The organism is Sphingobium sp. SG1, assembly GCF_057063145.1.
Genome location: NZ_JBVVOJ010000001.1, coordinates 423149 through 435198 on the forward strand (window position 1 = coordinate 423149; position 12050 = coordinate 435198).

The window sequence follows — 12050 nt, forward strand, 5'->3', positions numbered from 1 at the left end:
TCATCAGTGGAAACTCCATATTATAGGAGCGGGCGACACTGCCTGAAATTGCGAAACTCAAACGACAGCGTGAGGTAGCCTCCCCGTGCATTGAGTGCATTCACGTCGAGCATCACAGTCTCGATCGACGAAGGCATGGACGATCCTTCCGAACGATCCCAATGCAGGGAAAGCGTCCGATCGCCTTTCTTGAGAGCGTCCAGCCACTGAGCATCCGCCCTCAGCGTCGAACTCGGTTTGAGAATGTCCAGTCGTTCCCCGTGCCCATATCGGCGGCTCAGGTCCTGCGACAGGCGATCGAACGCCCGCTTAAGGTCCTCTCCGCTATAACGGGTGCGCCCCACACCAACCACTTTGCAAACTCCGGTTTTGGGCGTCGCGGCGACCTGATAGGAAGTGAATTCCGAAAGCGGAGAAGGAACCCTTACTTCGTAGGAGTGGCGACCAGTCTTGCGATGGATTTTGAGGGCATTCTCCGCCTGTCCCTGACTGAGACCAAAGGCGTCACTGGTCGCGGCCGTGGCCGGAGTCGACAAGAGCAACGCCAAGGCGAAGTAATAGCGCATCTGTTTTCCTTTGCTGATGCCGATCAACCCACTTCGATGACTGCGGGTTCCCAGCCGGGATTTTGAGTAGGATAGCCGCGAGGGTTTGCCAGACAGTAAATGCCGTGGATCATTCGTTCCTGACGAAAATGCGTGTGCCCATGCACCCACATTGTGATCCGTTCGCCATATTCCTCCATGATCGAAGACATGTGAGAATTGACGTAGAAGGCATTCGAAGCATCCCATTCCGGATCGTGCGGCTTCCACCATACCATATCCCGATGGGGCGCGGTATGGGTCACGGCGACGATCGGCTTCCCATCATCGAGACTGGCGATTGCCTCACGCATCAACGCGGCATCGTCGATGGCATGATCCCATGGCATCTTGGGTTCAATGCCGCCGAAGCCGACCCATTTCTTGTCGTTCATGACGTCGGCCCACACGTTTTTGTTCTTCTCCACGTCACCGACGCAGTCGGCCGAATACCAGCCGTTGCAACCGACGAAATGGACGCCTTCGATTTCGACCGTGGGGCGATGGTGACCGAGGACGATGACGTTGCTTGGGAGCAATGCGATCAGTCGCCCAATCGTCTGCTCGATCGTGCGCCCCTGCGGGGAATTGGAATACCCCTCATGGTTTCCGTCAACGTAGATGACGTAGCGATAATGTTTCGCGGCCCGGCCGATATGCTTGACCGCATCGCCAATCGTGTTGGCAACGTCACCGGCAATGACGAGAACGTCGCCTTCGGGCCATTCAATACGGGGCTGGGCGAAATCAACGTGGAGGTCTGACGCACATACAACTTTAATCATTGCTCTTTCTCGATGAGGGCAGCGGCCCGCATAATGACGGCCCGCGCGCGGTCAAGCGCGGGATCATGCAAACTTTGCAAAAACAAGCTGTATCCCTCCCTGAGCCGCGTAAATTCGCGCTGCGTCAGAGTGAAGTGGAGTTCCGATCCATCGTCGGGCTGCTCCATATCGCGATCGACGGCCCACATCCGACGGATGAAGTCTTCACTGCTTTCTTCGTCAGTCATGGTGCTCGACCCTCATCATACCAATATTCATATTCCTCCTCGTCTTCATCCCACTCTCCTCGCATCACCTCGACCCAGTCGAGATAATCCTGCGTGGGTTCGGTCAAATCACAACGCCATTCGGTCTCGCCATTCGACCATGCCGCCTGCTTGATGATCACCGGTGTGCCATTGAGGATACGAGCAACCTGATCAAGCACCCACTGTTTATGGTGCGAGCCGTCAATCTGCCCATAGCTGCCGATCCAATACATAGCCCAGTCGGCGGCTGTATAATCTGCGAATGGCGTGTCCTTCGCTTCAAATAGGGTCTCGCCCAAATAGTCTGCCATCAAATCGCCTTTCTCAAATCATTTGATGCCGTAATAGAAATCATAGTCGATGTAATAATCGGTCCAGTCTATCTCTCGACCCCACCCTTCGCACCGACTGCAAGCGGGCGGGCTTGCATACCGCAATTCGAGATAGCTCGGCGTGTGATCGGGCTCGTAAAGCTTTCCGTCGCAGTGCGAGCATGGCTGGTCGAGGACATAATCCCCTAACTGCGGCGCACCCATCAGCGGTTCATCAAATAATTGGCGAAACCCTGCTGATATTCTTCGGTCTGGCGCTCCATCCATATCGCTTTCTTGCGACCCGTTTCGATCGCTATGAGAAGAGGAATGAGAGTTTCCCATTCCTCTTCATCACGGCCGAGCCATATCGCTGCCGCGCGTGCTTTCTGCTCAACATAGTTGCTGCCATTACTGCGTTCCATTTCCTCGGTGGCCCAGCGCAGCCAATCATCTGGTCCCTCTGCCATTACCGATCCTTCAGAATTTCGAGGCCCAGCGCCTTCTCTATTTCTGCCTGTGCAGCATCTCCCACGGTACATTCGATCGTATCGGCGACCTCAAATGTCCAACCTTCGAGAGCCTCCGGTTGCGTGTGCACGATCACTTTCTCGACTTCAAAATGAGTTGAAGAACCCACCTTATCATTCTGTTTGGCATCGGCTTTCGCGACCTGCTCAAAAACCGCATGTCCATAGTCGGCGGTGAGGAAACCATCCTCCACCTTGCTGCTGAAAGCGCCGAATATGGCGTTGAACTGGCGGCCCGTCTCCATGTTGGAGTATGGGACGATGCTCATGCAGGGGTTGAAATTGTCGAGCCGACTGGTCGGATTGACGTAGAAATCCTTGATCCAACCCGTAACATCCTTTTCGCCACCAGAGCCGACATTGCGATGGCTGTAGAAATCCTGCACGAAATCGGTAGGACCGCCATCGAACAGAGCGCAGATCATCTCGATGCGGTCGAGGACGCGTGCGAAATATTCCGACGTCACGTAATGGGCCGGGTTATCGTCCCTGCGCCGATCGATCGCATTCGGTGGCGTCAGAGCATCAAGCACCGGCTTCAGCGTCATGGCTATACCGGTGAGGTTCATGCCGAAGATGTCCCAGTCTTCGGCCGTGCCACCGATTTCTATCGCGGGCAGGCCGCAGCAGAACGTCATATAGCTGTAGTAGGATTTCACGGCGTCGGCGAAGGCCGCATAGCACGCCGTTCGCGAGGCTTTCGTGTGGGTGGAGAATTCGGGGATGAACTGGTCGACATCACCCGGAACCAGATCGCGAAGCTGAACAATGACAGCATCGAGCGGAAGATGCGTGACATCGCCGGTCGGGACCATGATCGCCTTCTTTTCCGAAGACGTGGTGAACAGGTGTCGGAATGCGTCACTATTGGCATTGATGGTGGCGGCGATCTCACACAGAACGATATACCAGAGATCATGCGGATTGATCTTCACCGCATGGTGCGCGCTATAAGCTGCGCTCGCCATGTAGAGGAAGGATTCATGCTGGATGGCTTCGTCAGCCTGCGTATAGCGCAGCAGATTGTGATCATGATCTCGACCCAGTTTCCATTTCAGCGTATTGATCAGCCGGTCGGCGTCCACAGTGCGCAGTGGGGTGGGTTCAAGCGCGGTGTTGAGTTCGATCTTCATATCATCTCCATCAGATGACACTGGCGTAACTAAGCCGCGATCGCCGCATCAATATTAAATTGAAGCCTGACTATGGACGAGTTCATATCACCTATGAGCAAAATCATCGAAGAACTCGCCGTCCTGCTCAAGCAGGAAGCCCAAGGGACCCTCTACGTCCCATGCCCTCGATGCCACGGCCGTCGGTATGTCAGTGCGATCACCCGGCCGGGTAACGGCTTTTCGCCTACGGTTTATGGGGAATTTCCGTGTGACTGCTGCCATATGACGGCAGAGGCTGACATCGAGCGCGCGATCGAATATGTGATCGAGCAGGCCGAAGCTGCTGCATGGAATGAAGAGATCGACATCGATGTCGGCGCGTTCGTCCGCCAAAACAGATTTGTCACTTCATAGCTTGCCAGACCTCATAAAAAGTAGTATTGAGGCTCTAACGCAGCAAGGATGAACTCTCATGATCGGTCACACTCTCCCTGATCCCCGCATTGGTGTTCTGGTTCGTGGTCCGAACAAGTTCGTCTACTATGCTGCCATCGACGGTGAATTCCCCGAGCGTGACACGCCGGAGGAAATCATGGCTCTGCTCAACGGTGAGGAAGCTGAGATGGCTCCGACGGCTGCGCCGGTCGCCACGCCGATCGGGTTCGACATCTATGACGTCGTCATGCGCTTCCAATACCCGGCATGGGACGAGGTCAACGGCATCCCCTATTCCGACATTCGGGCTCGTAGCAAATCGGAAGCCATCGAAATTGCGCGATCGCTGGCCACTCGCGACGGACATGTAAGTAGCGGCCGAGGCCGCTACTGGTTCACCGCCACCCTCACCGTCTAACAGAAAAGCCACCAGAGAGGTCTCTGGTGGCTTCCGTTCTTTACCCAATCCCGCTCCGCAGAACGGTATTGTCCGATCATTCATATCGGCGCGGACTATTTAGCTCAGCAGCGCGCTGCGATCTGTGCAGGTGCAGCAACCGGCCCCTTTGTCCGCGCGTGCCTCAATCTCCTCGATCATCTGACTGATCTCCGCTCGCTCAGCCTGATCCTGTTCGCACTCAAGCATTGCCAGCAGGGTGTGGTGCGCGTGATAGTCGCTCTCTGACGCATAGCCCAGATATCGTTCGTCTTCCATGTTGCCCTCTTTTATTGCGGACTGGTGACAGCGGTGAGTTGTCCGCCAATCATCATCAGGGACGCAACCGGGCCGCCGGGATAGGCGATGTAATAGTCGTAGGGACCATAATCGGGTAGGAGGTTCTCCACCCATATGTTGATCGTCAGCGGATACTGTTCTTGGGTCAGCCCCAATATGGCGGGCACGGCTGCCGCAGCCACAACATAGACCCCAGTGAGGACGTCGATATTTCGGACCTCTCCACCATTCACCTGAACGGCAAACGTGCATTTCTCTCCCATGTCGCGCTCAGACGATCGGCAGCGTCAGGGAGTAGAGACTGTAGGCATAGAGCCCACCAGCGATGCCGCTGAGAAAAGCCGTCGGGTGGTTGTTGATCCAGTTGATGATGGCAGCCTTTGCGCGGACGCGCGCATAATGGAACTGCGGCCAGAACGACGGACGCGTCGAAACAATCTTCCGGTTCATATCGTCACCTAAAATAGCTCTATCAAATTGCCGCCCCCTCCTCTTCCGGGGGGGGAAAGCCGGGAGAGGACGACAATCTGTGTTTACCGCGTTTCCAATGACTTCGCCAGCCCTATTCGGGTCGGCTCGTCGCATTTTAGGCGGTGGCCAGCAGCGGCTCCGCCACAGGCTCGACGCCGATGGGATCGATCAGACCACGTTCGCTCAGGAAGGTCCGCAACAGCGAGAAATTGGTGACGAAGCCGGGCGCATTGTAATAGCCCTCGCCCATCGCCCCGTAATAGATGGCCAGAAGATGGTCATCCGTCGCGCTGCTGAGATAGGGGATGAACTCGGTCACCGGTCGCGACATCACGAACTTAATCGGACGCACGATCACATGATGCTTCGGCGTTTTCGACAGCGCCACATATTCATCGAGCGTGCGGATGCTGTTGAGATTGAGGGCGGCCTCCACCTCGGGGCGATCGCCGCCGACCAGCCGCGCGAAATAGAGATAGACCACGTCATGGGTGTCGAGCATGCCTTCCTGCTCCAGCAGGGCCTTCATGCACAGTTCGTTCGTGCCGGTGATGCGGATGTCGTCGAGGAAGATGATGGTCTTGCCGCGCGCGTAGCTGGCGTTGAAATACATCTGATCCTGCATGAGAATGTCGACCCGCTCTTCCTTCGACAGGAACCCATAGTCTGTGGTGAAGGTGAGCTTCCGGCGAACCAGCGAATATTCCACGGGCTGGCCGCCCGCCGCTGCCAGCAGATGATTGAGGCGCTCGATCATGTGCTTGGCCATCACCATGGCGGCATTGGGGACGAAATTGTAGGCCGACGGAACGACGATCGCCTGACGGCGCATCAGAAGCTCGCGGTGCTCGGCAAAGAACCGGTCGGCAACCTGCCAGCCGAAATTCTTCGAAGTGGCATCACAGCCAAACTTGAGGCGGGAATAGTCCGACGGCTCGAACGGAAGTCGCCCGGCGTCGAAATCGGCCACGGTGAAATCATGCGCAGCGAAGGTCAATTGCGTCATAAAATATACCCCTGATAATGAACGTCATAAAATGAAGGTCAGGCGGCGCTCGCCTGCATCACGCCATCGAGCATGCCCGAAATGACTTCGGCCGTGTTGTTGGCGTCAAGGACAAGGCGCGCCGGAATTCCTGCTGCCTTGGCTCCTCGAACATCGCATGCCATGTTGTCGCCGACGTGGAGCATATCCACGCGCGACTTGATGTCGGGGCGGACCCGCTTCACTTCCTTGGCGACGATGTCGAAGAAATGCGGGTGAGGTTTCGAAACATGAACCTCATCCGAAAACACCATGAAGGCGAACGGGATGCCTGCGAGGATTTCCCGAATTTCGCTCCCCATGATGAAATTGGTGTTGCTGCCGATACTGAGTGTAATGCCCATCGCGTGCGCCCGCAGCAATTGTTCGCGCAACGCGGGGGCGATGACCGGCGGGCATCGATGGAAAATGCCGTCCATCATGCGCATCAGAGTATCGAGGTCGCCTCGTACCGGCACACGGTTGAACGCGCGGAACAGCGCGATGAAATTCTCGTCGCGCGTGAAGCTGGAGCCGGTGCGCTCGTCAGCATCGTCGAAATGATCCTTGACCTGCTTGTAGGTCGCCTTCGCGACGTCGAAGGTGACGCCGAAAAAATCTGCGAGAAGGTAAGTGCGCTCAAGGCCATAGCTGGCCGGTGCTGCGCCTACGGTATTCCAGAAATCGAGCGAAATATGCCGCATATCAAAATTCCTTCATCAAGTTGGGTTGGGATTACCCAAAATTATGAAGAAGTCAAACGGCAAATGGGGAGGGCCTGCGCCCTCCCCTTTCGGATCAGAAACCAACCGGTCGCCGGGCATTCGGCTTGGTTTTCACTTCCTCGATCAGCAGCGCGGTGATTTCATCCACATCAGTGATGTTGAGGATATCGACCTGACGCTGCACATTTGCAAAATCACCCGGAGAGAGCATGGTTTCACGCAGCAACGCAGCGGGTGCTTCTGCGTTGAAATAGCCACGGAACAGCTTCTCAACCTGATCGGCGCGCATGTAGTCGAACCTAAGCTTGAAGGTGAAACGACGCATGCTTGCAGTATCGAGATCATCCTTCAAATTGGTCGTCATGACGAAAGGCTGATCGAACGTCTCCATCTGAGTCAGCATTTCATTGACCATGCTGACTTCCCAGCTACGAACAGCGGTGTCACGATTACGCAGGAAGGTATCACCCTCGTCGATCAGGAGGAGCATTTCTTTCTCCTTGGCCTCATAGAATGCCCTTGCGATGTTTTTCTCCGTCTCGCCCACATACATACCAAGGAGGTCGCTGCCGCGCTTCAGGAGCACCTTCTTGCCCATCCGTTTCGCCAGTTCCTGACCAAACTGCGACTTACCCGAACCCGAAACACCGTAGAGGAGGAGGCTGAAATGCGGCTTGGCCTTCAGCAGTTTTTCGGTGAACTCCCCCAGATCGCGGTCCGTGTTAGAGCAGGAAGCGTCGTAGGTGCTCTCTTCCTCATCCTTCTCCGATGGCAGCTTGAAATTGCGTTTGTATCCGTAGTTCACCAGACGATCGAGAGCCGTGACGATCTCGCAAATGGCTTCACGGTCTGCGCGCCCGTCAACGTCCAGAGCCCCACCCGCGACCATCGAGGCATTACGTATCAGTGCCGGTGCGACGTCAAACGTCTCGCCAAAAGCCTTCAGAGTGGCCTCGTCGAGGTCGAGACCGTATTCTTTGGCATATTTGCCCCAGATACGCGCCCGCGCCTCAGCGGGCGGATTTTCCACGCCGATGTTGTAGGTCATGCGACGCAGACCAGCGTTACCAATGATCCCCAGAGAGTTCGTCGTCCAGATGATCGGAACCTGCGTGGTTTCGATGATCCGGTTGATAAACGCCTTGGAAAATGCTGCGTTGTTGTCCTGCTTGTTGAACAGGTCTTCCATTTCGTCGAACAGGAGAACGACCGACGGGTCGCGCTTGAACAGCTTGGTGGCCAGCTTCAGGCTAGCGATACGGTTGTGCCGCGACTTTTCCTGCGTATCATCGACCGAAATATCGCCGATGACCTTGAGGTTCCACCCGTAGGTTTTCGCCATGGCGAAAGCCAGTTCGGTCTTGCCGGTTCCGGGCTCGCCCCAGAGCATGATGTTGACTGCCGTGGAACGATCATCCAACCCCTTTTTGATGCTATTGGCGCAATAGCCGATTTCCTTCTCGATGTAGGAATAGTCCTGCACCGTGAGGTTGGTTTCGATCATCGACGGGAAAAGCAATTTGTCGATGTTGTCATAGGTCAGATCGCGATGCGTGAACGCGGTGGCCATGTCTGCGTTGATCGAAAAGAAAGCCTTGGGGGCACGGTTTTCTGGAATGCAGATGCCTGCCCGGAACAGAAAGCCGTCCAGTGCCTCACGGACGTCATCAACATCGACGCCGAACAGCACTGCAAACATTTCATCGGGCTTGTTTTCGAAACGCTCGATGCGATGAACCTTGGACAGAACGAAGTTGAAGTCATAGTCCCCGCCGCTGTGGAAGCGGGCGGCGCAATCCATCATAAGCTTTTCGGTATCGGAGAGGTCCAGAAGATCACCGATAATCTCAGAACTTTTCGAAATACGGAACGGATGAGCCAGTGACGGCACATGCGCAATGATGCCTTCGATGATCTGGTCGATGTCGTTCTTGCTCAGCGCCTTGTCATAGAGGACATACGTCGACTCTTTGCCGTGCTTCTGAATTTCCTTCTGTTGGTATTCTTCGACGCGCTGGTCGACCAGATCGCGCCACGACCCACCAAAATCATCACTGAGACGTTCCATGACGGCACGGATCACAGTGTCATCACCATAGCAACCCGACCAGTTTGCCAGAGCGTTGATGATCATCTTGCCGAAGAAAGTGGAATCGGACATTTCACCCTCACCGCCACGAATAGGCGGCTTGCCCTGAACTCTTCCTCCCCCGATACTACCGGGGCTAATTTTGGTCGCCGAAATACTTCCACTGCTAATGCTGAAGCTGCTGCTCATTTCAAATCCGTTGCTATCAAATAGATGCCCCACGCTAGGAGGCCGCTCGATTTTAAGTCAAAATTAAATCGACGAATGGGGAGAGACTACCCTCCCCACCCATCCTTAGTCGCAACCGCCGAAACTACCGGCGTCGCACGAGAAACTGCTGCTATCACAGGAGGAGTAGCTGCTACCGCTGTCAAATGACGAATAGCTGCCGCTATCGAACAGGGAAGACGCATAGCTGTAATCGCTGCTCGGTGATGAGTAGCTGCTGTTGGAATAGCTGGATGATCCGGCATAACCAGACGACGATCCATAATCTCGCGAAACACTTGCCTGCTGAAGAGGCTTTTTCTTTTTCCTAAATAAACTCGACCAGAAACCCATTTTCTCAAATTACCCAAATGTTGGTAATTTAAGGGTATTCAAAGCCAATCAGCGTTTTCAATATTTCTGCCTGAATGGAAGAGCTTGAACCGTCTCGCTTTCCGATACGCTTTTGCATGATTGGGGCACAGATTTCTCACATGCCCGTAGAATTCCGCCGTTCCATTTGATGGACGGCCGCACTCTTCACACAGCAAACGGCTGCGTGTCTCGAACCCGCCGATAGTTTGATAGAGATCAGGATGGTCGTAAAACTCGCCATTGAAGTAGAAGTGCAGGCGGCCGAATTTCGACATGATCTGGATCACTTCAAGATGTTCAGCCCAATATGGGGCGATTGCGGAGCACATTTCGTCAACGAGATCGAACCACCCGTCGGGCGCTCTGTTACCCCGGACTGGTGCTTTTGCGAAAATCAGAGGGTGCCGCTCGCGCAACTTTTTATCCAGATCGGGTGACATCAAATGGCTCCGTAAAAGCCTTAGCTTACCGATCGTAGCGCGCCGCATGCAATAACGAAAATGGCCGTGAGATTGCTCTCACGGCCATCGTTATCCCTGCCATGTCGGTTCAGAGCCAAGTCACGGAACGGAACCGATCTGGACCCTGCCGCTTACGTTGCGCGCGATCCTTGGCTCTGCTCCGGAACTCGCCTCCAATCACCCAGACGATGGCGAACAAGATAACGCAGAGCCCCGCGTATCCCATTGCTACCTCCGATGTGTGATAAAGGCATAATACCTCGCATGCTGGTGCGGCCTACCGCCCCGATCGTCTATTTACGCCGATCAGTCGATTTCATGGACACGGTACGACTGGATAACCTCTTGTTTCCCGTTGAGAAATTCCACTTCCCAAGCGCGGTCGGGGATGTGCCTCAGCAGCTTGATGATATCCCCCGTCGGGGAATCCAGCGCAGCAAATTCACCACGCACGAAATCAGTCGATTGCTCCATCATATCCTCCTGTCAAATCATCTGGGTGGCAAAACTCAGACCAAGAACTTCAAATGCAATGGTCGCGAGCAGGATGAACCCGATCATGTAAGGCGTATCGGGATAGGCGGTTCCACGCTGGAACTCCCGATATTCGGTGAAACACATTTTTCCTGCGGCCAATGGCACGAACAGGAACATCAGCGCCATGATCGCCAGATCGAACCGCACGAATGCGTCCATGAAATGGAGTGCGCCAAGATGATGGGCGAACGGGATGTGGATCGTCTGCATAATCTGGTCACTCAATTGGGCTATCGAATGACCAGATTATTAACACAAGGTGGATAGCACTTCAACACCACCTTTTATGAAATGTCTATATTTAGAACATTCGGTCGATGATCTCTACCAGATATGCCGCATCGACCTTGTCGGGATCGTGCTCCTTCAGCTTACCCATCACTTCGATGAAATAGGCGCTGTCCACGCCGGTAAGCTGCTCCTGAAGCACGAGCGGATCGGTCAGATCGAGTTCCGACACTTGGAGCATCATTTTCAAAATCTGTCCGGCATTGATTACCCATCCCCGCTTGATGAATTTGCGCAGGCGGATGACCGAACAGATGGGGTAGCGGCTACCCACGTAACGCAGTTCGCGCGACAGCAGGCTTTCCAGCGCTTCCGGCCGCAGGGTCAGGCTACCATCATTGCTGGTCCAATAGTTGGTCGCGTGAACGAAGTCGTAGTTCTTGTGAAGCTCCTCCGCGTCGCCGAAGAAGCGCAGGATAAGCTGAACCTTGCCGCTCAGCGTGATGGCATTGGTAGACAGGAACACGGGGCGATAGTCCTCATCTTCCACGTTCAGCGCCAGTTCCTCGGTTTCCTGATAGGTGTCCTCGATCTCTCCGGCGTCGCTCATCACCTCGCTCACGTAGCCACCGGCATCGCCTTCGGGCTGGCTCTCGAAATACTGGTAGGGAGCGTCCGCGCCTTCCTCACTTGCGACACCGGCCGACTTGACCACGATCTTGACGCGGTCGTCGGTCGCCTCGACGTCGATCATGCAGTCGATACCGTTCTTCTTCTTGATCTGGAAACGCTGCACGTAATAGCGCGCCACGGCTTCCGCCGTCTTTTTGTTGGTGAAGTAGAGATCGAAATCGTTGATCTTCTCACCCAGAAGCATCGAAGCGATGCACCCACCGGTGATGATCGTGTTCTTCCCCACCAGCTTGCGGACCTCGTCGTCCTCGATCGAGGCGAGAAACGAATTGAACTTCTTCGCAAGGACAGCCTTGATGGTCTTGCGCTTCATGCCACGATGATTTTCAATCACAAAATACCTTCTCTCAAATTGCTTGGTTCAAATGCACCTCCAGCAATGCGAGTTTGGTTTTTGCGAAGTCAATTTTAATGAATGAACATACAACCGTGATTACGACCAACAAAAAAGGCAGGGTTTTGCCCTGCCTCTTCTGCCATATGAATATGCTTCTCT

At 54.8% G+C, this 12050-nt stretch carries 18 protein-coding genes; 2 read left to right on the plus strand and 16 right to left on the minus strand.

From position 1 onward, the window contains the following. Positions 1 to 20: 20 nt before the first annotated feature. The 6 genes from AC0KVN_RS02405 to AC0KVN_RS02430 all read right to left on the minus strand — a co-directional run bounded on the left by AC0KVN_RS02405 (position 21) and on the right by AC0KVN_RS02430 (position 3591). A complete protein-coding gene (locus AC0KVN_RS02405) occupies positions 21 to 566 on the minus strand; it encodes a hypothetical protein (RefSeq protein WP_483655550.1) in 546 nt (181 codons plus the stop codon). Positions 567 to 589: 23 nt separating this feature from the next. Continuing rightward, positions 590 to 1369 carry a metallophosphoesterase gene (locus tag AC0KVN_RS02410; protein ID WP_483655551.1) on the minus strand — a complete coding sequence of 260 codons (780 nt, stop codon included), beginning with the start codon at positions 1367 to 1369 and terminating at the stop codon, positions 590 to 592. Beyond that, on the minus strand, positions 1366 to 1596 hold the full coding sequence (locus tag AC0KVN_RS02415; RefSeq protein WP_483655552.1) for a hypothetical protein: 231 nt from the start codon (positions 1594 to 1596) through the stop codon (positions 1366 to 1368). Before AC0KVN_RS02415 ends, AC0KVN_RS02410 begins: the two co-directional genes overlap by 4 nt. Then, the gene (locus tag AC0KVN_RS02420) at positions 1593 to 1928 is read right to left on the minus strand and encodes a hypothetical protein (protein WP_483655553.1); all 336 of its coding nucleotides are present in this window, start codon (positions 1926 to 1928) and stop codon (positions 1593 to 1595) included. Before AC0KVN_RS02420 ends, AC0KVN_RS02415 begins: the two co-directional genes overlap by 4 nt. 224 nt (positions 1929 to 2152) lie before the next feature. Beyond that, positions 2153 to 2398, minus strand: a complete 246-nt coding sequence (locus tag AC0KVN_RS02425) for a hypothetical protein (protein WP_483655554.1) — start codon at positions 2396 to 2398, stop codon at positions 2153 to 2155. Continuing rightward, positions 2398 to 3591, minus strand: a complete 1194-nt coding sequence (locus tag AC0KVN_RS02430) for a DUF4419 domain-containing protein (RefSeq protein WP_483655555.1) — start codon at positions 3589 to 3591, stop codon at positions 2398 to 2400. Before AC0KVN_RS02430 ends, AC0KVN_RS02425 begins: the two co-directional genes overlap by 1 nt. Before the next feature lie 72 nt (positions 3592 to 3663). Between AC0KVN_RS02430 and AC0KVN_RS02435 the strand changes: the two genes are divergently transcribed. Together AC0KVN_RS02435 and AC0KVN_RS02440 are read left to right on the plus strand one after the other, a co-directional pair. Next, complete coding sequence (locus AC0KVN_RS02435) at positions 3664 to 3987, plus strand: hypothetical protein (RefSeq protein WP_483655556.1); 324 nt, start codon at positions 3664 to 3666, stop codon at positions 3985 to 3987. 58 nt (positions 3988 to 4045) lie between these two features. Next, positions 4046 to 4426, plus strand: a complete 381-nt coding sequence (locus tag AC0KVN_RS02440; RefSeq protein ID WP_483655557.1) for a hypothetical protein — start codon at positions 4046 to 4048, stop codon at positions 4424 to 4426. Between the two features lie 99 nt (positions 4427 to 4525). Here the strand turns inward: AC0KVN_RS02440 and AC0KVN_RS02445 are convergent, their stop codons facing one another. The 10 genes from AC0KVN_RS02445 to AC0KVN_RS02490 form a co-directional block, all read right to left on the minus strand. Then, complete coding sequence (locus AC0KVN_RS02445) at positions 4526 to 4723, minus strand: hypothetical protein (protein ID WP_483655558.1); 198 nt, start codon at positions 4721 to 4723, stop codon at positions 4526 to 4528. 11 nt (positions 4724 to 4734) lie between these two features. Beyond that, entirely contained in the window at positions 4735 to 4926 is a 192-nt protein-coding gene (locus tag AC0KVN_RS02450; protein ID WP_483655559.1) for a hypothetical protein, read from the minus strand. Positions 4927 to 5014: 88 nt separating this feature from the next. After that, positions 5015 to 5194: a hypothetical protein gene (locus AC0KVN_RS02455; RefSeq protein WP_483655560.1), complete on the minus strand. Its 180-nt coding sequence runs from the start codon at positions 5192 to 5194 to the stop codon at positions 5015 to 5017. 136 nt (positions 5195 to 5330) lie between these two features. Then, complete coding sequence (locus AC0KVN_RS02460) at positions 5331 to 6221, minus strand: phosphoribosyltransferase family protein (RefSeq protein WP_483655561.1); 891 nt, start codon at positions 6219 to 6221, stop codon at positions 5331 to 5333. A gap of 38 nt (positions 6222 to 6259) precedes the next feature. Further along, positions 6260 to 6943 carry an HAD family hydrolase gene (locus AC0KVN_RS02465; protein ID WP_483655562.1) on the minus strand — a complete coding sequence of 228 codons (684 nt, stop codon included), beginning with the start codon at positions 6941 to 6943 and terminating at the stop codon, positions 6260 to 6262. Positions 6944 to 7037: 94 nt separating this feature from the next. Next, entirely contained in the window at positions 7038 to 9242 is a 2205-nt protein-coding gene (locus AC0KVN_RS02470) for an AAA family ATPase (protein WP_483655563.1), read from the minus strand. 410 nt (positions 9243 to 9652) lie between these two features. Next, positions 9653 to 10075, minus strand: a complete 423-nt coding sequence (locus AC0KVN_RS02475) for a hypothetical protein (protein ID WP_483655564.1) — start codon at positions 10073 to 10075, stop codon at positions 9653 to 9655. Between the two features lie 327 nt (positions 10076 to 10402). Beyond that, positions 10403 to 10573, minus strand: a complete 171-nt coding sequence (locus AC0KVN_RS02480; protein WP_483655565.1) for a hypothetical protein — start codon at positions 10571 to 10573, stop codon at positions 10403 to 10405. 9 nt (positions 10574 to 10582) lie between these two features. Continuing rightward, positions 10583 to 10843, minus strand: a complete 261-nt coding sequence (locus AC0KVN_RS02485) for a hypothetical protein (protein WP_483655566.1) — start codon at positions 10841 to 10843, stop codon at positions 10583 to 10585. Positions 10844 to 10934: 91 nt separating this feature from the next. Continuing rightward, positions 10935 to 11867: a Gabija anti-defense Gad2 family protein gene (locus AC0KVN_RS02490; protein WP_483655567.1), complete on the minus strand. Its 933-nt coding sequence runs from the start codon at positions 11865 to 11867 to the stop codon at positions 10935 to 10937. Between the last annotated feature and the right edge of the window lie 183 nt (positions 11868 to 12050).

Bases quoted from the DNA above. Each gene is read 5' to 3' on its own strand.
- AC0KVN_RS02405 (WP_483655550.1), bottom strand. From the start codon at position 566: ATGCGCTATTACTTCGCCTTGGCGTTGCTCTTGTCGACTCCGGCCACG.
- AC0KVN_RS02410 (WP_483655551.1), bottom strand. From the start codon at position 1,369: ATGATTAAAGTTGTATGTGCGTCAGACCTCCACGTTGATTTCGCCCAG.
- AC0KVN_RS02415 (WP_483655552.1), bottom strand. From the start codon at position 1,596: ATGACTGACGAAGAAAGCAGTGAAGACTTCATCCGTCGGATGTGGGCC.
- AC0KVN_RS02420 (WP_483655553.1), bottom strand. From the start codon at position 1,928: ATGGCAGACTATTTGGGCGAGACCCTATTTGAAGCGAAGGACACGCCA.
- AC0KVN_RS02425 (WP_483655554.1), bottom strand. From the start codon at position 2,398: ATGGCAGAGGGACCAGATGATTGGCTGCGCTGGGCCACCGAGGAAATG.
- AC0KVN_RS02430 (WP_483655555.1), bottom strand. From the start codon at position 3,591: ATGAAGATCGAACTCAACACCGCGCTTGAACCCACCCCACTGCGCACT.
- AC0KVN_RS02435 (WP_483655556.1), top strand. From the start codon at position 3,664: ATGGACGAGTTCATATCACCTATGAGCAAAATCATCGAAGAACTCGCC.
- AC0KVN_RS02440 (WP_483655557.1), top strand. From the start codon at position 4,046: ATGATCGGTCACACTCTCCCTGATCCCCGCATTGGTGTTCTGGTTCGT.
- AC0KVN_RS02445 (WP_483655558.1), bottom strand. From the start codon at position 4,723: ATGGAAGACGAACGATATCTGGGCTATGCGTCAGAGAGCGACTATCAC.
- AC0KVN_RS02455 (WP_483655560.1), bottom strand. From the start codon at position 5,194: ATGAACCGGAAGATTGTTTCGACGCGTCCGTCGTTCTGGCCGCAGTTC.
- AC0KVN_RS02460 (WP_483655561.1), bottom strand. From the start codon at position 6,221: ATGACGCAATTGACCTTCGCTGCGCATGATTTCACCGTGGCCGATTTC.
- AC0KVN_RS02465 (WP_483655562.1), bottom strand. From the start codon at position 6,943: ATGCGGCATATTTCGCTCGATTTCTGGAATACCGTAGGCGCAGCACCG.
- AC0KVN_RS02470 (WP_483655563.1), bottom strand. From the start codon at position 9,242: ATGAGCAGCAGCTTCAGCATTAGCAGTGGAAGTATTTCGGCGACCAAA.
- AC0KVN_RS02475 (WP_483655564.1), bottom strand. From the start codon at position 10,075: ATGTCACCCGATCTGGATAAAAAGTTGCGCGAGCGGCACCCTCTGATT.
- AC0KVN_RS02480 (WP_483655565.1), bottom strand. From the start codon at position 10,573: ATGATGGAGCAATCGACTGATTTCGTGCGTGGTGAATTTGCTGCGCTG.
- AC0KVN_RS02485 (WP_483655566.1), bottom strand. From the start codon at position 10,843: ATGCAGACGATCCACATCCCGTTCGCCCATCATCTTGGCGCACTCCAT.
- AC0KVN_RS02490 (WP_483655567.1), bottom strand. From the start codon at position 11,867: ATGAAGCGCAAGACCATCAAGGCTGTCCTTGCGAAGAAGTTCAATTCG.